Source organism: Winogradskyella psychrotolerans RS-3 (genome assembly GCF_000427335.1).
In the GTDB taxonomy this organism is placed as follows: Bacteria; Bacteroidota; Bacteroidia; order Flavobacteriales; family Flavobacteriaceae; genus Winogradskyella; species Winogradskyella psychrotolerans.
This window is the reverse complement of the sequence record NZ_ATMR01000139.1, coordinates 62,772-85,186: the sequence shown is the minus strand read 5'-3', so window position 1 is coordinate 85,186 and position 22,415 is coordinate 62,772. Positions and strand designations below refer to the sequence as shown.

Below are 22,415 nucleotides of genomic sequence, written 5' to 3'. Positions count from 1 at the left end.
TCATTCAAATAAGAAATAAAGACAACTAATTTTATTGAAACATAACAAACTCCATATCAAAATCTATTTTCTTCTGATATGGAGTTTTTCATTCGCACAACAATATACCAATTACGCTACAAAAGACGGTTTACCTAGTAATCACGTCTATACTATTATGCAAGACGCCAAAGGCTTTATGTGGTTTTTAACCGATAAAGGCATGGTGCGCTATAATGGTAAAACGTTTAAAACCTTTACAACAAAACAAGGTTTGCCAAATAACGATGTTTGGGATGCATTCCCCACGCCAGATGGTAAAATTTGGTACCTGTCTAAATCAACACATTTAGGATATATTGAGAATGATAGTGTGTTATCTTTTCCTAATGAAAATGAAGAAGAAACGATAAACCCTATTTATTCGATACAGCTAAATAATGAGGTATATCCTGCAGGACCTAAAAAGATTTATGCTTTAAAAGATAAGTTTTGGAGAAGTTTTGAAATTCAAACAGAAAACAAAATACGAGAAGATTATACCACTGTTTTTAATGATAAAGTGGCTTATTTAGGTATTGCGTTTAAAGACGAAAGCCTAAACGTTTATGACAAAAAATTTAATGTTTTAGGTAAGAGACCTACCAAAGGTGTCATCAATAATAACAGTACTCGTGGTCAGATAAGTGATAGCTTATATTTTTGGGTTTCAGAAAAATCATATAGTATTTTAAACCTAAAAACACTTGCTTTAAAAAGTTTTAAATTTATAGATGAAGTTGGTATTGAAACCTTAAAATATCCTAGAATTAATTTGGTTGGAAATTCGATTCAAATTTCCGGAGACCGCTTTGTAGGTACATTTAATACCGACTTTCATATTGTAAATCCTTTTTTCTTTCCGCCAGAGTTAAATGCACATTTTGGTTTTATAGACCAACAGAATACTATTTGGTTAGCGACGTTTACTAACGGAGTTTATAAATTACCATATATAAAACAAAACATAGCATACCAATTTAACAACGAAAAAGTTCAAAACCTAAATATTATCAATAATGAATTGTATGCAAGTGTTTATAATAAGGGCTTTTATAAGTACAACGAGACAAATAAAACCTTTGACCCTTATATAGCTTCTAATGATTATAATTTTGGTGGGGTTTATATTGATAGCCTTAAGCGCACCTATTTCTTAAAACAATCTGGTATTATTTCCGAAGGAGATGGAAAAAGAGAGCGCATAATCTTTAATACTAATGTAAAACCATCACATCATATTAACTCTTTTGTAAAGAAACTCGCGTTTTTTAAGTCCAATTTATATGGTATTTATTCTTTTGGAATTTTTAAGTTAGATGCTAAAACATTCAATATAGAGAAGGATATAATTTTGAAAGGCTCTAATGATTTCTTAGTTTTTAATTCCCGATTAATCATAGCAACCAATAATGGTTTAAAAGAATTAGAAAATGATGCCATAAAAAAAATAGAGTTTAAAGAAGCCGTTTTTAATAAATCTGTACTAAGTATTAAGTCCATCTCAGAAACCGAAATTTTAATTAATACGGATGGTTTTGGTAGTTATATTTCAGATTTAAATACAATAAAGCCTTTAGATAACTCTGAGTTTTTAATTGTTCAGGATGCTTTTATACAAGAAAAATCTATTTGGTTAGCAACCAATTCTGGCGTATTGCATTATACCAAAATCAACAATACATATAAGTTAGTTAGAACGTACAATAGCAATGATGGGTTGCCAAATAACAACGTGAACACAGTCAATGTTATTAATGAAGATTTAATTGTTGGAACAAATAATGGATTAGCAATTGTACCCATTAATCAAACAAGAAAATACTTATTAATTGATCTCTTTATTACCGAAGCAACCTATAACAAACAACCAATATCAGAAAACAATGTCTCCTTTAATTATGCAACTAATAATGCGGTGAACTTTAAGTTTGAAAGTATTGATTATTCTGAAGATCAATTAAAAAACGGTGACTATTTATATAAGTTAGAACCGCTGCAAAACAATTGGATAAACACACCAATTAACTCGGTGAATTATAACAACCTTCAGCCTGGAGATTATGTTTTTCAAGTATATAATAAATCAATTTCAAAAAAAATAAGTTTTAAAATAAAGGCCTTATGGTGGCAAACATTTTGGTTTAAAACCTGTATTGTATTGCTAGGAATTTTTCTCGTGGCACTAATATCAATGTTTATTGTAAAACAATCACAGTTTAAAAAGAATCAAAAGATTTTTGAAGATAAACGTCTTATCGAATTACAGCTAAAAGCCTTACGTTCGCAAATGAATCCGCACTTTGTATTCAATTCCTTAGCAGCGATTCAATATTATATCAATGAAAATGATTTTGAAGCATCGGAAATGTATTTGGTAAAATTTTCGAAATTAATTCGGCAATTTTTTGAGCTTTCAAAAGAAAATGAAATCTCATTAGCAGCCGAAATTGATTTACTACAGAGTTATTTAGAAATTGAGAAACTTCGTTTTAAAGAAAAATTAAATTTTAAGATTAATGTGGATGACGATTTATATACGGAAAGTACAAAAGTACCAACCATGATATTGCAACCCATTATTGAGAATGCCATAAACCACGGCATATTTAATAAGGAAGATAATGGGGAAGTTATCGTTAATTTTAAAAAAGGACAAAATCAGACTCTAATAGTAGAAATTATAGATGATGGAGTAGGTTTTGTTAATACCAATAAAAGTCAAAATGGAAAGATTAAGTCGTCTAATGTTCTAAAAGATAGACTACACTTTTTAAACAATTCTAAAAAATGGAATATCTCTTATGCCGAAGAAGAAGTATTTCCAGATCATTTCGAAAAAGGAAATAAGTCAACTTTTATAATTCAAAAACTATGATAGATCAGATAACAGCGGTAATAGTTGATGATGAAATTACCAATATAAAAGGCTTACAGAAAAAAATCAAAAAACTGTTTCCTAGTATTCAGATCATTGGCACTTATCAAAAACCAGAATTAGCTATTAGTGCGATAAAAGAACTGCAACCACAACTCGTATTTCTAGACATACAAATGCCTAGAATTAATGGTTTTGAGCTTTTAGAAGCTTTAGAGTTGATAAATTTTCAGGTGATATTTGTAACGGCTTTTAGCGAATATGCCATAAAAGCATTTAAGCAAAATGCCATCGATTATATTTTAAAACCAATAGATGATTCCGATTTAAAGAGCGCAGTTCATAAAGCTTTAGAAGCTATTGAATCACAAAACTCTGTAGAGCAAAACACAAAGCTTTTACAATTGATTTCAACCATGGTAACTGATAATAATAAGCTTATTGTACCAACTGCCAAAGGTTTATCCTTTATTCCACAAGATGAGGTTCTACATATTGAAGGTTATGAAGGTTACACCAAAATCCACTTAGAAGATAGTACCACATTACTAAGCTCTTATAACTTAGGTAAGTTTGCTAAAATGGTATCTTCTGATTTTTTTAAATGCCATAAGTCGCACATTGTTAATCTCAATAAAGTGAGGCATTTTGAAAACGAAGGCTATCTCGTTTTAGAAAATAAAGAACGTGTTCCGATTTCTAGAGCTAATAAAAAAGCGTTTCTAGAGCTATTCAATTAAAGCTGTACTTCAAAATATTACTGAAACAGAATGCAATCTCAATGCGTTGATTAGGAAGTTTCAATAATAAAATTTTAAAAATTGGGTAACAAACATAAGCTTGTTTTTATATAAGGGTGATAATACGTTAAAAACACTTTTTAAATAAAACAATATGAAAACAAGACAAGCAATTTCAAAAATTTCACTAGCATTAGTTCTAGTGTTTAGCGTTCTATTTACATCCTGTGAAAAAGAGGAAGGTATAGATATTCCTTCAGGTAATGGCAATAATGAAATAGGTGCTATAGACCAAGGTATAAATATTCAAAGAGATTTTATGGGCAAAATAGTAGATGAATCGTCTATGCCTTTAAGTAATGTAAGTATTACAATTGGAAACAAAGTAGCGTCAACTGATGCTAATGGTGTTTTTATGATTAGCGATGCACAAGTCAAAGAAAGACAGGCCTACGTAATCGCAGAAAAAGCAGGTTTTATTACAGGCTTAAAAACGGTAGTACCTACAGAAGGTATGAGCAACGTGCAAATTATGCTTGTTGCTAAAAATCTTACAGGTTCGGTGTCTTCAGGAACAAATAGTGAAGTGTCTTTAACTAATGGCGCTAAAGTAAAATTTGATGGTGCTTTTAAAGATGAAGATGGAAACGCTTACTCTGGTAATGTTGATGTGTATATGTATCATCTAGATCCTGCACATGCTAATGTATACGATGTAATGCCAGGAAATTTACAAGCCATAAATAGTAATGATGATGAACAATTACTAGAAACGTATGGTATGCTAAATGTGGAGTTAAAAGGAGAGTCTGGACAAACATTAAATATTGCCGATGGTCATGTCGCAGAAATACACATGCCATTAGATCCTGCGCAAAGTGGAATCGCACCTTCAACAATTCCATTATGGCATTTTGATGAGGTCAATGGTTATTGGGTAGAAGATGGTGAAGCCGATTTAATTGGTGGTGTATATATTGGAGAAGTTTCTCATTTTTCTTGGTGGAATTGTGATGCGCAATTTCCAACGGTATCATTCTGTTTAAATGTTGTAGATGATACAAACACACCAATTTCTAATGTAAAAGTAACATTAGGAAGAGCTGGTGAGGTTTATCCTAGACAAGGTTTCTCTAATGCAAATGGTGAAATTTGTGGATTAATTCCTGCAAACGAAACCATAACGCTAACGGCATATGATCAGTGTGGAGAAGTAGTGTTTTCAACAATTATAGGCCCATTTTCAACGGATACTAATTATGGCGACATTGTGCTTTCAGGTACTGTAACGGAAGTAATATCAGGTAACTTAGTAAACTGTAGTAATGCTAATGTTACGGATGGTTATGTGAATTTAAATTACGGACATCAAGAGGCATTGGCTGAAGTTACTAATGGAGCTTTTGCAATGAATATTATTAAATGTGCTTCCATAAATACGTTTTCATTAGAAGGAGTAGATTACGATGCATTGCAATCAACAACCGTTTTGCCTTTTAATTTAAGTACACCTAATGTTGGTAGTATCATGGCTTGTAGTTCGGTTACGGAGTTTATTTCTGTGCAAGTAGATAGTGATCCTGCAGAATATCTTTTATTGGATCTCTATGCGTATCAAGAAGGACCAGTAAACGGTATGTTTGTAATATCAAGTCAATCCGAAGATGGTTCAATTGGAGTAGGTGGTGATACAACCACATCAGGTACCTATACAACTCCAGACTTTTGGGTACAATCGTCTATGTTAGATATGGATTATAATGCACCAGATACGCTGCAATTTACTATATCAAATTTTGGACCAATAGGAGGTTATGTCGATATGACTATAACTGGGACCTATACGGATACGAGTGGTGTCGTAAAAAACTTAGCAATCACTATTCATGTTCTAAGAGATAGTTAATAGAAAAAGAAGAATACAACCTAAAGAGCCATTTCATATTTTGAAATGGCTTTTTTTGAGTTAACATAAAATGGGTATTGGTTAATACTTTTAAAAGCGTTTTGGTAAATTCATGCATAATATTTTAGGATAAGATAAAATGACAAAACCAAAATATAAAAAAGCCATCATTGTAATAGCTATTATTACAATCGTTACTATACTACTATCATTTTTAGCAAATAGTTTTATTGAACAAAAAATAGGAGAGGAGCTTCAAAATGTATCCGAATCTACTAAAATCGAATACACATCTATTAATGCTAATATATGGACAGGTAATGTTGAGGTGGAATCGCCAACAATCCTTGTCTCAGGAGAAACAACCAATAACACCATCTTAGATGCAAAACTTAAATCTATAGCGATCAATGATGTTGGCTATTGGGATTTACTTTTTAATGATAAAATAACCATTGAATCTCTTGTTATAGATGAGCTTATTGCAAAATATAAGCATAATTCAGTTGTTAAGAATGAGGATTACCAAAGTAGCTTTCTAGATAAAATCAAACAGGTTATTCATGCCGAAAAAATAGCGATTAATAAGGCAGATGTTTTAATAACGAATTATGAAAGCGACTCTATAATTTTGAGTATTCCGAATCTTAATTTCGAAGTATTAGACTTTCAAATCAATCCGAAAGCTTCAAAAGCAAATAAGAAAATTACCTATACTGATTTTGAGTTAAATGCTGAAAATGTAAAATGGGCGACCAATACGTATGATGATCTCATATTAGATGCCATGCATGTTACTAATGATAAAGCGACATTTAAAAATTTCCAACTAAAAACAAAATATTCAAAAGCGGAGTATTCAACAGTTTTAAAAACGGAGCGCGATCATTTCAACCTGAATGTGAAAGAAATTAATATCTCGGATATGGATTTTGGCTTTAATACGAATGATGCCTTTTACTTTACTTCAAAAAAGGTAGATTTAATTGCACCTGTAGCAGAAATATACAGAGATAAATTAGTTGCAGACGATTTAACGTATAAAGCACTCTATGGAACGTCACTCAGAGATTTGACTTTTGATTTAGGCTTAGATATGGTTGAAATTACAGATGGAAGTATTTCATATCTCGAAAAAGTGAATGCCGAAGAACAAGCAGGTCGTTTAGATTTTACAAACCTAAATGCCACATTTGCGAAATTAGGGAACACCTTTGGAAACGATGATACAGCGATTGAGATACAAACTACTTTTATGAATGATTCACCTTTAAAAGTGAATTGGAATTTTAAAGTTGCCGACACTACGGATCAATTTACATTTAAAGCCGATTTAGGATTTTTTAATGCCAAACAAATGGATCAATTTACACAACCGAATCTTTATGTCGATTTAAATGGAGAATTACAACAAACCTATTTCACCATTAGTGGTAATCCAAGAACGTCTCGCATCGATATCAAAATGAAATATGATGATTTTGAAGTTTCAATTTTGAAAAAAGATGGCAAGGAAAAGAACAAATTTTTATCTAGCATCGTCAATCTATTCGTTTCAAAAGATAGTGAAGATGATAAACATAATTACCGTTACGGGCAATCCGAAGATGTCGAACGTGAAACCAATAAATCCGTATTTAACTTTATATGGTTAAATGTTAAAGCGGGCTTACTTTCTGCCCTCGCAGGCGATGGAGACGAAAAGAAAGATTAATGACTATTCAAATAATCTAATGTCAGTTGCGTAAATGCTTTAACTCCGAGTAACATACTACTATCATCAATTTTAAAATCTGGAGTGTGGTGCGGAAATGATTCCGTAGCTCCAGGCGTCATACCTCCTAAGAAAAAGTAAACACCAGGCACAACTTCTTGGAAATATGAAAAATCTTCTCCACCAGTTGTTGCTTTTATAATTGAAACATTAGAGTCACCTGCTGCTTTTTGTAAAGAAGGTAATACCTGTGCCGTTAAGTCAGGATCATTATATGTAATAGACGTGAAATTTTGAAATGTAATAGATGCCTCACCACCATAAGCTTTGGCAATTGTTTCCACCATTTCTGTCATTCGTTTTTCAATGTGAACACGCATTTTTGGATCTAAAGTTCTAACAGTTCCAATCATTTCTGCCGATTCTGGAATAATATTAAATCGTGTACCAGACGTAATTTTACCAACAGTAATTACCGCAGCTTCATTGGTTAAATCAGATTCACGACTAATAATGGTTTGCAAGCCATCTATTATTTTTGCAGAAATCAAAATCGGGTCGACTCCTGACCAAGGTTGAGATCCATGCGTTTGTTTCCCCTTTACATCAATGACAAAGCGCTCTACTGCAGCCATAATGCCACCCGTTTTATAAGTTATAGAACCAACAGGAGTTCCAGAATCAATATGAAGTCCGAATATCGCATCTACTTTCGGATTTTCTAAAACGCCTTCTTTAATCATCAATTTAGCACCTCCTTCTTCGCCTGGTGGAGGGCCTTCTTCTGCGGGTTGAAAGATGAATTTTATAGTTCCTTTTATTTTGTCTTTATGTTTAGATAACACTTCTGCTGTAGCCATTAAAATGGAAATATGCGTATCGTGTCCGCAAGCATGCATCACTCCTGTTTCGGTATTTAAAAATGTAGTTTTTACTACAGATTTAAAAGGTAGATTGTTTCGTTCTGTAACAGGTAACGCGTCGATGTCTGCTCGTAAAGCAATAACTTTTCCGGGGTGATCACCTTTTAAAAGCCCAACAACACCGGTTTTGGCAATACCAGTTTCAACGTCTAATCCTAAAGATTTTAAATGTTCTGCTATTTTTTTAGCCGTTTTAAACTCTCTATTTGATAATTCGGGATTCTGGTGAAAATGATGTCTCCAGGCTATCATTTTTTCTTCAATAGCATTAATATCGCTTTCCATGGAATTTTGAGCATTAGAAAACAGCGATAAAAAGACGAGGAGTACAGTTAAATTTTTCATGTAATAAATATTTCTACTAAGATATTGAATTTTAATAAACTACATTTTTTTATAGTTTGTTTATAATTTATAGCATTTACATGCGGTAAACTATAGGACTATGCGTAATTTTACTCCTTCAAAAAATTTTAGCTTGGAAAAGTATCTTAGTCAACTTAATGAGGCTCAATTAGCGCCTACTGTACAGATTGATGGCCCAATGATTATCATTGCTGGAGCCGGTTCTGGAAAAACACGTGTGCTCACATTTCGTATTGCTTACTTAATGAGCAAAGGAGTAGATGCCTTTAATATTTTGGCATTGACCTTTACAAATAAGGCAGCCAAAGAAATGAAAGGCAGAATTGCTGATATCGTTGGTGATGGTGAAGCTAAGAACCTTTGGATGGGTACATTTCACTCTGTATTTGCTAAGATTTTACGTTTTGAAGGGCATCATTTAGGTTTTCCAAGCAATTTTACTATTTACGATACACAAGATTCACAAAAATTAATGGGTTCTATTATTAAAGAAATGGGACTCGATAAAGATATTTATAAAACCAAGCAGGTTTACAGCCGAATTTCGTCTTATAAAAATAGCCTCGTTACTGTAAAAGCGTATTATAAAAACCCAGAATTGATGGAAGCCGATGCAATGGCTAGACGTCCTAGAATCGGTGAGATTTACAAAGAATATGTAGATCGTTGTTTTAAGGCAGGAGCGATGGATTTTGACGATTTGTTGTTAAGAACTAATGAGCTTCTTACACGTTTCCCTGCAGTTTTAGCACAATATCAAAACAGATTTAGATACATATTGGTAGATGAGTATCAGGATACCAACCATTCACAATATTTAATTGTTAGAGCATTAGCCGATCGTTTTCAGAATATCTGTGTTGTAGGTGATGATGCGCAGAGTATCTATGCCTTCCGTGGTGCAAACATTAGTAATATTTTAAATTTCCAAAAAGATTACGACGGTGTAAATATGTACCGATTAGAACAAAATTACCGTTCTACAAAATGTATTGTTGGTGCAGCAAACTCTGTTATAGAACACAATAAAACTAAATTAGATAAGATAGTTTGGACCGCCAACGATGAGGGTGAAAAGGTAAAAGTACATCGTGCTTTAACGGATGGTGATGAAGGCCGATATGTGGCTAGTACTATTTGGGAAACCAAAATGAATGAGCAACTTCACAACAGTGATTTTGCCGTTTTATATCGAACTAATGCACAATCTAGAGCTATTGAAGATGCGTTGCGTAAACGAGATATTCCTTATCGTATTTATGGAGGTCTATCATTTTACCAACGAAAGGAGATTAAAGATTTAACGGCGTATTTGCGTTTAATTTTAAATCCTTCAGATGAAGAAGCTCTAAAACGTGTTATTAATTATCCAGCAAGAGGAATTGGCCAAACTACAGTAGATCGCTTAATTGTAGCAGCCAATGGTTATGGTAAAACTATTTTTGAAGTCTTAAAAAATTTAGATAGTATTGATATCAATATCAATGGTGGAACTAAAAATAAGTTGAGAGATTTTGTGACGCTTATTGAAAGTTACCAAGTGATGAATCAGACAGCAAATGCTTTTGATTTAGCAGAGCACGTTACTAAAACGAGTGGATTAATAAGAGAACTTAACAAGGATGCGACACCAGAAGGTGTGGTGAAAATGGATAACGTTCAAGAATTATTAAACGGTATTAAAGATTTCGTTGAAGGTCAATTAGAATTGGCAGATGCAGGCGATTCTTTAGCCGAATTCTTAGAAGATATTGCCTTAGCAACAGATTTAGATGGAGATAAAGGAGATCCAGATCATGTCGCTTTAATGACTATTCACTTAGCAAAAGGATTAGAATTTGGTCATGTATTCATCGTTGGTTTGGAAGAAGATTTATTTCCAAGTGGTATGAGTATGAATACGCGTAGTGAATTAGAAGAGGAACGACGTTTATTTTACGTAGCCTTAACGAGAGCAGAAAAGCAAGCTTATTTAACATACACCTTATCGCGTTACCGATGGGGGAAATTAATAGACGCAGAACCAAGTCGATTTATTGAAGAAATAGACGAGGAGTTTGTAGATATAGTAACACCATTAAGAGAACAACGTAATCCGATGTTAGATCAATCTATATTTGGAGATATTGAACCTAATCGCATTCGATTCGCGAAACCAAAAACAGCAAAAATTTTGAGAAAAGAGTCTAAGAAGAAACCTGAGAAATTTCAAATTAGTACACCAAAAAAGATGAAGCCACTAGCAGATACGGAAGAGGTATCAGGCTCATTTAATACTAAATTAGAAGTTGGTAACACTGTTAATCACGATCGATTTGGTAGAGGTGAAGTGATGACAATTGAAGGTACAGGAGCTGATGCAAAAGCTGAAATTAAATTTCTGAATGGAGATACTAAAAAACTGCTCTTACGTTTTGCAAAGCTTGAAATATTGAGAACAAAGCAAGACTAAAGGTACGTTTCAATAAATATTTTCAGTTTTAGAGTTGTGTCTAACAAGTTTAGTCCTGTCCATCCGTGTCCTTCATTAGGATACAGTGTGAATTGGTGTGTAACGTTAAGTGATTCGAGCTTGTCTCGCATGGTCGTACCTTGAGTTATTGGAATTAAAGGATCTTCTCCGCCATAAAATAAAATAGTTGGAGGAGATGTTGCCGTGGCTTTATGATACGGGCTAACTTCTTCTAAAAAATCTGTTGCTGTATCAATTCCAAAAGTATCTAATAGCTCTTGCAGCACTACATTGGTGTTGTTTAAGTAAGCAGGATCTGTAAAGTTTGTGGGGCCAACAATACTACAAACCATTCTAACTTGGTTTTCAGTGTCAAACCCATAACTCCATAATAAGGATAAATGGGCACCAGCGCTAACTCCTACAAAACCTAAGTTATTTGAAATGGTATAATGTGCTTCATTGTTTTTTAGACAATTAACAACGCTCGTAATATCATTAATCTGCATTGGGTAAGGTGAATTATTTTCATCTGCTAATCGGTAATTAATGTTTACAACAGCGTAGCTTGGCATTTGATCTTTAATAAAATTCTTAAAATCAGTCATGTCTGTTTTATCTCCAGAAGTCCAACCTCCTCCATGAACCAAAATAATTGTTTTAGTGTCAGCTGTTCGGTTTGCTGGTAAATACAGATCAAAAACCTGCTCGTCATCATTGCCATAAGAAATATTAAGGTCTTCGTAAGACTCTGACGTGTTTAACGGTTCTATTCCATCATCATCATCAGAACGTTCAGAAGCGCAAGACGTCACTATTGAAATTGAGTATAAAACGATGAATACAAGTTTTAAATGGTTCATATTGAAAAAAATATAGTTACTTTGTATAACGTATTTGAAAGATACATATTATGGCGGAGTTTATTAAAATATACCCAGAAAATCCGAATCCTAAAGAGATTCAAAAAGTAGTTAAAGTATTAAAAAATGGTGGATTAATAATTTATCCTACCGATACCGTTTATGGTTTGGGTTGCGATATCACCAATATAAAAGCCTTAGAGCGTATTGCTAAAATAAAAGGGGTAAAGCTAGAAAAGTCTAATTTTTCATTCGTTTGTGAAGATTTAAGTAATTTAAGTGATTACGTCAAGCAGATTGATACCACAACGTTTAAAATTCTGAAACGTGCCTTGCCTGGACCTTATACTTTTATTTTACCAGGATCTAAAAATTTACCCAACCCTTTCAAAAAAAGAAAAACAGTCGGAATCAGAGTTCCAGATAATTCTATAGCATTGGCAATAGTTGCAGCTTTAGGTAATCCAATCGTTTCTACTTCTATAAGAGACGATGATGATGTTTTAGAATACACTACAGACCCAGAGTTAATCCTTGAAAAATGGAATAATTTAGTCGATTTAGTAATTGATGGAGGTTATGGAGATAACGAAGCATCCACTATTATAGATTTATCGGAAGAAGAGCCTATTGTGATAAGAGAAGGCAAAGGGAGTTTGGAGATCTTTTAGACAGGTTTTAGACTATGCTCATGTCAGTTTTTTACGTTATAGAATAAAACCAATCCAATCCAATAATGAGTGTTATATTAGTATTCTTTATATAAAATGAGAATAAATAAATTGTACAATTTATTTATTTTTTCTTACGCACAACAACACTTAAACGTGTTTATTTGCTTTTTGTGGTATTTTTTTGTACGTTTACCGACTGATTAATTAATATATCTTAAAATTTTGAACACAAAAGCAAAAATTTACACAGCCCTTTCTTTACTAGTATCAACTTACAGTTTCTCTCAAACAGGACCAGGCGGAGTCACAACAGATAACGAAATATGGCTAAAGGCCGAAAATAGTACGTATACAGATGCAGGTGTAACTCCAGCTTCTAATAACTCATCGATACAACAATGGACTGATGCATCAGGAAACGGTAACAATGCCTTACAGAGTAATGGAAGTTATCAACCTAAATTAAAAACAAATGCTTTAAATGGCTATTCAGCGTTAAATTTTGATGGTAATGATGATAGAATTCTAGCAACTGGTATAGGACATAGCGATCAAGTAAGTTTATTTGTCGTTCTAAAAGCAACAACTTTTAGTGGTGGCACTGGGGGTATTATTCAAGCAGGACCGTCTGGAACTGCATTTGCAGGTCCACAAGAAGATAAATCTATTGGCATGTGGGCTAGTGATAATGGACGTGTGTGGGGAAGAGGAGTTCAATTTAATAGGGTTGCAAGGACTCTTGACAAAAATACAGGAATAATCTTAGCTAATAGTACCCCGTATATTATTACACAAAATTTCAATGGTACAGCTATAAATCAATATGTAAATGCAACAATTTCTGGTACAATAGGATATAATGGTACTTTACAAAGTTTCAGTGATTTTGGTATTGGTAGACAATCGGCTGATAGTTTCAACGGAGACATAGCTGAAGTTATTTTATACAAAAGATCACTTAATCTAGCAGAAACAACAATTGTTGAAAATTATCTATCTGCAAAATACGGTACAGCTTTAGACGGTTCTAAAGATTTTTATGCACAAGATAATACTGGTAATGGAGATTTTGACCACAACGTAGCAGGTATTGGCCAAGCATCAGATGGTTCTAATCATTCAGCTTCTAGAGGAACAGGAATTGTTAGTATCAATGCTGCTTCAGATTTAAATGATAGCGAGTATTTGTTTTGGGGAGAAGATACTAAAGACCCAGCATATGATTTTGCATTAAATGCAACCAACAATTCTCAAGAGTTAACGTCAAAGTGGCGTGTTAGTAAAACCGGAGATTTAGGTACGGTAACAGTAGAATTTGACATTACAACTATTAGTGCAGCTTTAGAAGGCTGTCAAGGCTTACAATTAGTAGTAGATAACAATGATACTTTTGCTACATCAACAGCTTATAATTTAACAGTTTCAGGAAATATAGCAACAGCAACAGGTGTTTCTTTTGCTGACGACGATTATTTTACATTAAGTTTCATTTCTGATATTGTTTGGGATGGTACGGATTACTTTAAAGGTTCAGCAGTCTCAGGTGCTCCAGATGGCACAGATACATGTTATGGGTTGATCATAAAATCAGGTACGAATGCAGTTCTTACTGCAGATGCAGATGTAAAATCAGTATTGGTAGAAGCAGGAGCAAGCTTAACTATTGATTCTGGAGTTACTTTAACGGTTACCGATGCTATGACTTTAACATCGGAATCTGATAGTTATTCAAGTTTAATTTTAAACGGTACTATTTCTGGTACGATAAACTATGACCGTCATGTAAATATAGTAGGTACAAGTGCAGGTGGTGGAAACGACTTAATCGCTTTACCATTAAGACCAGCTGGTGGACTTACATTTGATGCTTTTATAAATCTTGGTTCACCAACAAACGCTACCAAACTTGCGTCCAATGGATCGGTATATGCTTTTGGTCCTTATAATAACACTGTAGATGTTACTTCTTATGAGAATTTTGCAGTAAACGCAACTACAGCTTTAGAAACAGGAAAAGGATATAGAGCGGCAACTACAACTAGCGACCAAGTATTAACTTTTACAGGCGATGTCGTTACAGGTAATATTAGTGCTCCTATTAGTAATCCTGTTAGTGGAAATCAATGGAATTTAGTTGGTAACCCTTACCCAAGTTATCTTAGTGCTTCAGAATTTTTAACAGTTAACACAGCTGTTTTAGATGAGGATGCTATAGCCATTTATGGTTATAAGAGCAATGGAGCTTCTACAGGAAGTGTAGCTACTACAGGTAATTTTACAATTATAAATTTTGCCACTATTGGAGCTGAGACTGAAACTGGGATGTTTAATATTGCACCTGGTCAAGGATTTATAATTGCTGCTAAAAACGCTACAGATAATGTTGTTTTTAATAATGGAACGTCTAGTACTACAGATATGAGAACATTAATTGGTTCTGATGATTATATAGTAGGCAGATCACCATCTATCAGTTATAATCTTAAATTAGATCTTGTAGGTTCTGCTGCTTACAGGACAAGTTTCTACTTTAATGAAGGTTCTAGTTTAGGGTTAGATGCAGGCTATGATGCTAAAGTATTTGGTGCTGCACCTACATTTGCGCTTTACTCTCAATTAGTAGAAGATAATGAGGACGTTAATTTTGCACTTCAATCTTTAAATACTTCAAATTTAAGTGATGTTACTATTCCACTTGGTGTGAATGCTAATCAAGGTGAGCAAATTTCGTTTACCATTTCACAATCGACATTACCAAATACGGTAAATGTATATTTAGAGGATACTGTTACTAACACCACAACATTGTTAAATTCTGGTGATTATACCTTAACTCCTAGCACTAACTTAAGTGGTACAGGTCGTTTTTACTTACATGTTTCAAATAGCACATTATCTACAGTAGATAATACTTTAAACCAATTAAATATTTATACTAACGAGGCCGATAAAACAATTGTTGTTGCAGGTCAGTTAGTAGGTGCAACTAAGGCTACGATTTACGATTTACAAGGACGTGTAATTCTTTCGGAAAATTTAATGACATCTAGTACATCTCAAGCCATTGATGTGAGTGGATTAAGTACAGGTGTTTATATTGTAGAATTAAATAATAAAACACAGAACAAAACACAAAAAGTAATATTGAAATAAGCAGGGTATACCCCATGTATTAAATGTAACTAAAGAGTGAAAGCGATAATTTAAATATTAAGCTTTCACTCTTATTGGTTTCTTTACACTATAGAATAAAACCAAACCAATAATTCCTGTTACAAAAAAACCGATAAAAAGCGGTAAGACAGACGTTTTTACAAAACTACCAATATAATTAGCAATTGGTACAGCCATTATGGTAGATATAAAACCATTAAGCGCAGATCCTACACCAGCAATGTGTCCCATAGGTTGCATAGCTAAAGCTCTATAATTTCCAAATAAGAACGCTACACTCGCAAATTGAAGCATTAAAAATATAATGAGAATTTCTATTGGTGGATTTACACCAGACCAGAATATGATGACATAAGTTAAAGAGTTAATCACAAATACCAGTAAGGCAATATTCACCAAATTCCACATGCCAAAACGCATAACAATGGCACTATTTAAAAACGTTGCGAGACCAATGGTCACCGCTAAGCTGGCAAAAATATAAGGGAACATGTTACCCAAATCATACTGCACCTGAAAAATTTGTTGCGATGTACTTAAATAGACCATAAAAGAGCCTGTGGCCAATCCTGAAAGTAAGGTGTAGATAACCGCAGATTTTATTCTAAAGAACGTAATGGCTCCAGATTTAAAAATGGCTAACCGAAAGGTCTTCTGATATTTTTTGTGAAGCGTTTCGGGTTGGCGTCTCCAAAACCAGAATATAACTAAAGATCCAAAGATAAGGTTAACAATAAATATAGATTGCCATCCAAAATGCACCAATAAAAACTGACCTAACATGGGTGCAATAACTGGAACTAAAATAAAAGTCATAGTCACAACAGATAGAATTTTTGCCATGTGATCGCCTTCGTAAGAATCTCTTACAATAGCAATACTCATAGTTCTGGGTGATGATAACCCTACACCTTGAAGAACCCTTCCCAAAAGCATAACTTCAAAATTCCTTGTGGTAATACAAATAATAGAAGCAATTATAAACACGCCAAAACCAAATAAACCATTGGCTTTCGTCCAAAACTATCTGATAATGGTCCAAAAACAAGTTGTCCGAATCCCAGTCCCAAAAATATGGCTGTAATAAGCTTTTGGTTTTCAGTTTCATTCACACTACTTAAATATTCTCCAATTTCTGGCAATGCAGGTAAAAGTGCATCAATAGATAAAGCAACAATAGACATCAATGCTGCCATTAATACTACAAATTCTAATTGCGACCTTTTTTGTTTTCCATGGTGCAAAAGTAAGATATATATAACCTACTTTTAGATTCATGTTATTCTAAAATCGGATATTTATATTTAATAATTACATAGTATGCTAACTGATACCTTATTAAAATTATTTAAGCGAGATCTTAATAAATTAATTGAAGAAATTGAACTGTATAAGACCGATTCTCATATATGGAAAATAGAAGGTTCAGTTACTAATTCTGCCGGAAGTTTATGTCTTCATCTTATCGGAAATATAAATCATTTTATTGGATCCGTTTTGGGTAATACAGGATATGTAAGACAACGCGATTTAGAATTTTCATTAAAAGATGTTCCCAAATCCGAACTAATTAAACAAATTGAAGATACTTTACTTGCCGTAGAGCGCACTTTAAAAATTGTAACGCCTGAAGATTTACAAAAGGAATATCAACTGCAAGTTTTTAAAGAACCGATGACTACCGAATATTTTTTAGTGCATTTAAGCACACATTTAGCTTACCACTTAGGTCAGATTAATTTTCACAGACGTCTATTAGATTAAATTTCGGTTTGCGGATTGCTACTTTAGGGGATTTGTAAACGTATCTTTGTGCAAATTTTAAAATAAGGATGCAACACTATAAAGATTCACCAAAACGATCTAAAACAGATAAGCCAAAAGTAACTATGGCAACCGCTTTTAAGACCATTATTTGGCCAAGACGGAAGTTGGTTCTTGTTGGTTTAATACTTATTGTGATTCGTAGTTTATCTGGACTAATTTTACCATGGCAAAGTAAGGTATTGCTAGATGATGTGGTGCCAAATAAAGATTTTGATGGGCTTTATACACTTATTGGTATTGTATTGGTAGCTATTTTAATACAAGCCGTTACGTCATTTTTATTAACGCGTATTCTGAGTGTTCAGGCACAATATCTCATTTCAGAATTACGAGCACAAGTTCAAAAGAAAGTATTGTCCTTACCGATTAGTTTTTTCGATAATACAAAATCAGGTGCATTGGTATCACGTATAATGAGTGATGTAGAAGGTGTGCGAAATTTAATAGGAACAGGACTGGTACAACTTGTAGGTGGTACGTTTACAGCTATTGTTTCTATGGTGATTTTGATAAAACTAAATGCATGGATGACTTTATTCGTCTTTGTACCACTGTCATTATTCGGAATCGTTGCCTTAAAAGCCTTCAAATATATTAGACCCATTTTTAGAAATCGTGGGAAGATTAATGCTGAAGTTACCGGGCGATTAACCGAAACATTAGCAGGAGTACGCGTAATTAAAGCGTTTAATGCTGAAGAGCAGGAAAACCAAGTCTTTGAAAAAGGTGTAGAACGTTTGTATGAAAACGTAAAAAAGAGTTTAACAGCAACCGCTTTAATGACGAGTTCTTCAACATTCTTAATTGGAGTAGCAACCACAGGAATTATGGGAATTGGTGGTTATTACATGATTTTAGGCGATATGACTGCAGGTGAATTTTTATTCTTCACTTTAATTTTAGGCTTTATGATTGCACCAATTGTGCAAATGAGTAACATTGGTAGCCAATTAACGGAAGCTTTAGCAGGCTTAGATCGTACTGAAGAATTAATGAATTTAGCTACGGAAGATGAGCAAGAAGATAGAACTATCGCATTAGAAACATTGAAAGGTGACATAAAATTCGATAATGTGACGTTTGCTTATGAAGAAGGAAAACCGGTGTTACACAATATTAATTTCGAAGCACCATCCGGATCTGTGATAGCGTTAGTTGGAAGTTCAGGATCCGGTAAATCAACTATTGCTGGTTTATCAGCTACATTTTTAAATCCTGATTCAGGAATCATTACCATTGATGGGCAAGATTTATCTAAAGTGAAATTAAGTAGTTTTAGACGGAATTTAGGAGTCGTGCTACAAGATGAATTTTTGTTTGAAGGCACTATTAAAGAAAACATTATGTTTCCAAGACCTAATGCCACGGAAGCACAATTACAAAATGCAGTAAAAGCGGCTTATGTCAATGAATTTACAGATCGTTTTGATGACGGTTTAGAAACGTTAATTGGTGAACGTGGTGTAAAGCTGTCTGGTGGTCAACGTCAGAGAATTGCCATTGCGAGAGCCATTCTAGCAGATCCTAAAATCATAATTCTAGATGAAGCAACGTCTAACTTAGATACAGAAAGTGAAGGCTTAATTCAGAAAAGTTTATCAGAATTAACTAATAATAGAACGACGATTGTGATTGCACACCGTTTAAGTACCATTAAAAAAGCAGATCAGATTTTAGTGATAGAAAATGGACGAATTGCAGAACGCGGAACTCACGATGAGCTACTAAAAGCTGAAGGCCGTTATTACGATTTATATACTTTTCAAGCTAAGATATAAGTAATTACAGAAAATAGTTTGATTCTAAAAGGATATATAAAAGATTAAAATTCCAACTGTTACGATATGAATTCGCTCTGTTGATTTCACGTGATTTAATTCGATTATTGTCAATAACTTATATAATATCAGTGATTTTGATTGCAAATAGGTGCTAGTTTTGATGTATATTAAGTAGCGATAAATCAAGTTATGAAAAAATATATAGTACTATCACTTTTCCTATTGGGATTCTCAACTTTTGTGTGTTCTCAGAGTGTATCAAATGACCAAATAAAAGATTTAATCTCCACTTATAAAAATGATGTTCGTGGTCCTTATAAGGACATTCGATGGTTCTGTACAGATGGAAGTTTGCGTCAACCAAAAGATCCTTGTCCAGAAAATATTGGGCCAGGAGTTCAGCATGCACGCTATAAAGATGCAGTTGTCAACTTAGGCAAAACCAATCATATTTATTTAGGTCAAATATTAGCCTATACCGATGCTGCTGAGTTTTGGGATGTAAAGCATAATCATTCGCGTCTTAAACAATACCAATTAGATAAGTATTTAAGAACTATTGATAATGGATGGGTAAATCAAAAAGGACAATTTTATAGAGGCTCAATTCAGTCGGAAGATGAAGAGGCCTGGGGAATCGAATTCTACAAATGGTTATTAGCGAATGACACTAATCTTAAACAAAATTATTTTTTAATTAGACAGTCTTTAAAAGACATTCCGCATAGTGGTGATGATAATGTTGCACAAGTAATGCGCAGTCAATCTAAGGTGATTTCTGATGTAATTCCTGAGTTTATGGATTTACGTGTTAAGATTCATAGTTTACCAGAAGCTTCGGATATTCAGAAAGTTAAAAACTTCAAGCAAGCAAATACCTCTAAAATATCTTCCGCAAATGGAAAGAAAATAGATGAATTAATTGCGACGATGACGCTCTTTTTTAAACCAGTAGATGTTTCAGCATTGGCAAAACAGACTACTGCGCTTAAGAACACAGAGATTGGTTTAAAAATAAATGGCTTTATAAGTTCTAATTCTAATACGTCAGAACCATCCAAGCTTATTGAAGAATCATCACAATTACTTTATGATATTCGTGAAGCAGTGATTACTGAAACGAGTGGAGCAAAACGGTTACAGTTATTAGATGTATCACTTAAATTAGAAGAAATCGTTTTTAAGACTGCTCAAGATTGGGAAACTGAGACCGTTGATGAGTTATTGAATAAAATATGCTATTTAGGCTTAGCAACTGCAGGTGCTGGTTATGTAGAATTATCAGAATGGCAAGAATTAGATTTAGGTATTAAGCCATCGGAAAATAAAACGATGACCTTAGATGAGTTAACCCAAATTCTAGAAAATGCTCGGCGTCAAGTAGAGTGGAGTTCGTCTATGGTCAAAGCCAATTACCAGCATGTTGTAGATCAATTTACCGCTTTTGAGCCTTTGGCTTATGGTTTTATTGATGATAAGATTAGAGGTTCAGTAGCTTTACACTTAGGAAAAGCAGTCAGCGATTTAGGTGATTTTATTGCAAAAGAATCATCATTAACTAACAAAGTTTTAGATGTCCCAAATCAAAGTGGCTTTAGAGGTTTAAATCCTGGTTATGCTTTGGGTGAATTAGTTGTGGTTTCTGGATCACCTGAAGACATAGAAGTATCATCTAATAAAATATATATTTTTCAGCGTTCACCTTCCGATCTAAAACCTATTGCAGGTATAGCTACAGTTTCTGAAGGGAATATGGTATCACATGTGCAACTATTAGCTAGAAACTTAGGCATTCCGAATGCAGCATTATCAGATGATAATCTACAGAGTCTTTTAAAATATAATGGTGAGACGGTTTTTTATGCGGTTTCTAATAAAGGAAACATCATCATGAAGCTCGAAAAGGATATGACAGAAAGCGAGCGCTCGTTGTTTGTGAAAAAAGAGAGAAAGGAAGGAAAAATTGCTGTGCCCATTGAAAAAATCAGATTAGATGAAACAAATATTCTAAACCTTAGAAGTGTTGATGCTAGTGATTCCGGACAATTATGCGGACCAAAAGCAGCCAATTTAGGACAGCTCAAAAAAATGTTTCCTGATAAAGTAGTTGAAGGTCTTGTGATTCCTTTCGGAATTTTTAAAAGTCATATGGATCAACAAATGCCAGATCAAAATAAAACATATTGGGAGTTTTTAAACACAATGTTCGCAAAAGCAGAACAGATGTCACAAGATAATAGTGATGCTGAAATTGAAGCCTATCAGTTATCGCAATTAGAAATCTTAAGAGTTGCCATAAAGAAAATGCCAATGAAACCTGAGTTTCTTTCAGAACTTGAAAAAGATTTTAAATCAATTTTAGGGAATGAAATGGGTGATGTACCTGTGTTTTTGCGCAGTGATACTAATATGGAAGATTTAAAAGAATTTACAGGAGCCGGTTTAAACCTTACCTTATTTAACGTTGCAGATAAAGCTAAAATTATTGAAGGTATCAAAGATGTTTGGGCCTCACCATATACCGAACGCAGTTTTAAATGGAGACAAAAATATCTGTTGAATCCTGAAAATGTATTTCCTTCTATTTTGGTAATTCCTAGTGTAGATGTCGATTATTCTGGTGTTTTAATTACTAAAGGTATTAGTAACAGTAACGATAATGATCTCACAGTAGCATTTAGTAGAGGAGCAGGTGGAGCGGTTGATGGACAATCAGCAGAAACCTATCTGATTAAAAATGAGGGTGGCTTCCAGTTGTTAGCGCCTGCGAGAGAATCATATTTCAACAGGTTACCAATTACAGGAGGTATGGAAAAGCAAACTTCAACTTTTGATGATTTTGTTTTAAATATCCAAAATATTAATGAAATACGAGCTTTAGCAAAAACGATTAGAATTTCTATTCCTAAAGAAACCAATTCAGATTATGAAGGTGCGTATGATGTGGAGCTTGGTTTTAAGGATAATAAATTATGGTTGTTTCAAATTCGACCATTTGTAGAAAACAAAAAGGCATTAAGTTCTGAGTATTTAGAATCTATTACTCCAAAAATTAATAAGTCGAAAGTAATTTTACTTTCAAAAAACATAAATTAAAAG

12 protein-coding genes and 1 pseudogene are annotated in these 22,415 nt (G+C 33.6%); 10 read left to right on the top strand and 3 right to left on the bottom strand.

Annotated features, from left to right (window positions below; all coding sequences use genetic code 11):
- The first annotated feature begins 34 nt into the window (after nucleotides 1-34).
- From ADIWIN_RS19730 to ADIWIN_RS14795, 4 genes are all read left to right on the top strand, one after another.
- Nucleotides 35-2,896, top strand: a complete 2,862-nt coding sequence (locus tag ADIWIN_RS19730; protein ID WP_152487271.1) for a sensor histidine kinase — start codon at nucleotides 35-37, stop codon at nucleotides 2,894-2,896.
- Complete coding sequence (locus tag ADIWIN_RS14805) at nucleotides 2,893-3,636, top strand: LytR/AlgR family response regulator transcription factor (RefSeq protein WP_020896230.1); 744 nt, start codon at nucleotides 2,893-2,895, stop codon at nucleotides 3,634-3,636. The genes ADIWIN_RS19730 and ADIWIN_RS14805 overlap by 4 nt, the downstream gene beginning before the upstream one ends.
- Before the next feature lie 154 nt (nucleotides 3,637-3,790).
- Entirely contained in the window at nucleotides 3,791-5,542 is a 1,752-nt protein-coding gene (locus ADIWIN_RS14800) for a hypothetical protein (protein ID WP_020896229.1), read from the top strand.
- Between the two features lie 139 nt (nucleotides 5,543-5,681).
- Nucleotides 5,682-7,256, top strand: a complete 1,575-nt coding sequence (locus ADIWIN_RS14795; RefSeq protein WP_020896227.1) for a hypothetical protein — start codon at nucleotides 5,682-5,684, stop codon at nucleotides 7,254-7,256.
- Here the strand turns inward: ADIWIN_RS14795 and ADIWIN_RS14790 are convergent.
- Nucleotides 7,253-8,524, bottom strand: a complete 1,272-nt coding sequence (locus tag ADIWIN_RS14790; protein ID WP_020896226.1) for an amidohydrolase — start codon at nucleotides 8,522-8,524, stop codon at nucleotides 7,253-7,255. The genes ADIWIN_RS14795 and ADIWIN_RS14790 overlap by 4 nt on opposite strands.
- A 133-nt stretch (nucleotides 8,525-8,657) precedes the next feature.
- On the opposite strand from ADIWIN_RS14790, the gene ADIWIN_RS14785 reads away from it, so the two are divergent.
- Complete coding sequence (locus ADIWIN_RS14785; RefSeq protein WP_040757532.1) at nucleotides 8,658-10,997, top strand: ATP-dependent helicase; 2,340 nt, start codon at nucleotides 8,658-8,660, stop codon at nucleotides 10,995-10,997.
- On the opposite strand, the gene ADIWIN_RS14780 is transcribed toward ADIWIN_RS14785, so the two are convergent.
- On the bottom strand, nucleotides 10,994-11,860 hold the full coding sequence (locus tag ADIWIN_RS14780; RefSeq protein WP_040757514.1) for an alpha/beta hydrolase: 867 nt from the start codon (nucleotides 11,858-11,860) through the stop codon (nucleotides 10,994-10,996). The two genes, ADIWIN_RS14785 and ADIWIN_RS14780, sit on opposite strands and share 4 nt — an antisense overlap.
- Before the next feature lie 50 nt (nucleotides 11,861-11,910).
- On the opposite strand from ADIWIN_RS14780, the gene ADIWIN_RS14775 reads away from it, so the two are divergent.
- Together ADIWIN_RS14775 and ADIWIN_RS14770 are read left to right on the top strand one after the other, a co-directional pair.
- Nucleotides 11,911-12,531: an L-threonylcarbamoyladenylate synthase gene (locus ADIWIN_RS14775; protein WP_020896223.1), complete on the top strand. Its 621-nt coding sequence runs from the start codon at nucleotides 11,911-11,913 to the stop codon at nucleotides 12,529-12,531.
- A gap of 225 nt (nucleotides 12,532-12,756) precedes the next feature.
- Complete coding sequence (locus ADIWIN_RS14770) at nucleotides 12,757-15,687, top strand: T9SS type A sorting domain-containing protein (protein WP_020896222.1); 2,931 nt, start codon at nucleotides 12,757-12,759, stop codon at nucleotides 15,685-15,687.
- Between the two features lie 57 nt (nucleotides 15,688-15,744).
- Here ADIWIN_RS14770 and ADIWIN_RS14765 read toward each other — a convergent pair.
- A pseudogene (locus ADIWIN_RS14765) lies at nucleotides 15,745-16,892 on the bottom strand (multidrug effflux MFS transporter).
- A 136-nt stretch (nucleotides 16,893-17,028) separates the two neighbouring features.
- On the opposite strand from ADIWIN_RS14765, the gene ADIWIN_RS14760 reads away from it, so the two are divergent.
- From ADIWIN_RS14760 to ADIWIN_RS14750, 3 genes are all read left to right on the top strand, one after another.
- Nucleotides 17,029-17,472, top strand: coding sequence for a DinB family protein (locus ADIWIN_RS14760; protein ID WP_020896219.1), 444 nt, complete (start codon nucleotides 17,029-17,031; stop codon nucleotides 17,470-17,472).
- A 68-nt stretch (nucleotides 17,473-17,540) separates the two neighbouring features.
- A complete protein-coding gene (locus ADIWIN_RS14755) occupies nucleotides 17,541-19,313 on the top strand; it encodes an ABC transporter ATP-binding protein (protein WP_020896218.1) in 1,773 nt (590 codons plus the stop codon).
- A gap of 192 nt (nucleotides 19,314-19,505) precedes the next feature.
- Entirely contained in the window at nucleotides 19,506-22,412 is a 2,907-nt protein-coding gene (locus ADIWIN_RS14750; RefSeq protein ID WP_020896217.1) for a PEP/pyruvate-binding domain-containing protein, read from the top strand.
- Nucleotides 22,413-22,415: the final 3 nt, after the last annotated feature.

Excerpts from the sequence above, each read along its gene's own strand:
- ADIWIN_RS14805 (WP_020896230.1), top strand. The coding sequence starts at position 2,893 with ATGATAGATCAGATAACAGCGGTAATAGTTGATGATGAAATTACCAAT.
- ADIWIN_RS14800 (WP_020896229.1), top strand. The coding sequence starts at position 3,791 with ATGAAAACAAGACAAGCAATTTCAAAAATTTCACTAGCATTAGTTCTA.
- ADIWIN_RS14795 (WP_020896227.1), top strand. The coding sequence starts at position 5,682 with ATGACAAAACCAAAATATAAAAAAGCCATCATTGTAATAGCTATTATT.
- ADIWIN_RS14790 (WP_020896226.1), bottom strand. The coding sequence starts at position 8,524 with ATGAAAAATTTAACTGTACTCCTCGTCTTTTTATCGCTGTTTTCTAAT.
- ADIWIN_RS14780 (WP_040757514.1), bottom strand. The coding sequence starts at position 11,860 with ATGAACCATTTAAAACTTGTATTCATCGTTTTATACTCAATTTCAATA.
- ADIWIN_RS14775 (WP_020896223.1), top strand. The coding sequence starts at position 11,911 with ATGGCGGAGTTTATTAAAATATACCCAGAAAATCCGAATCCTAAAGAG.
- ADIWIN_RS14760 (WP_020896219.1), top strand. The coding sequence starts at position 17,029 with ATGCTAACTGATACCTTATTAAAATTATTTAAGCGAGATCTTAATAAA.
- ADIWIN_RS14755 (WP_020896218.1), top strand. The coding sequence starts at position 17,541 with ATGCAACACTATAAAGATTCACCAAAACGATCTAAAACAGATAAGCCA.
- ADIWIN_RS14750 (WP_020896217.1), top strand. The coding sequence starts at position 19,506 with ATGAAAAAATATATAGTACTATCACTTTTCCTATTGGGATTCTCAACT.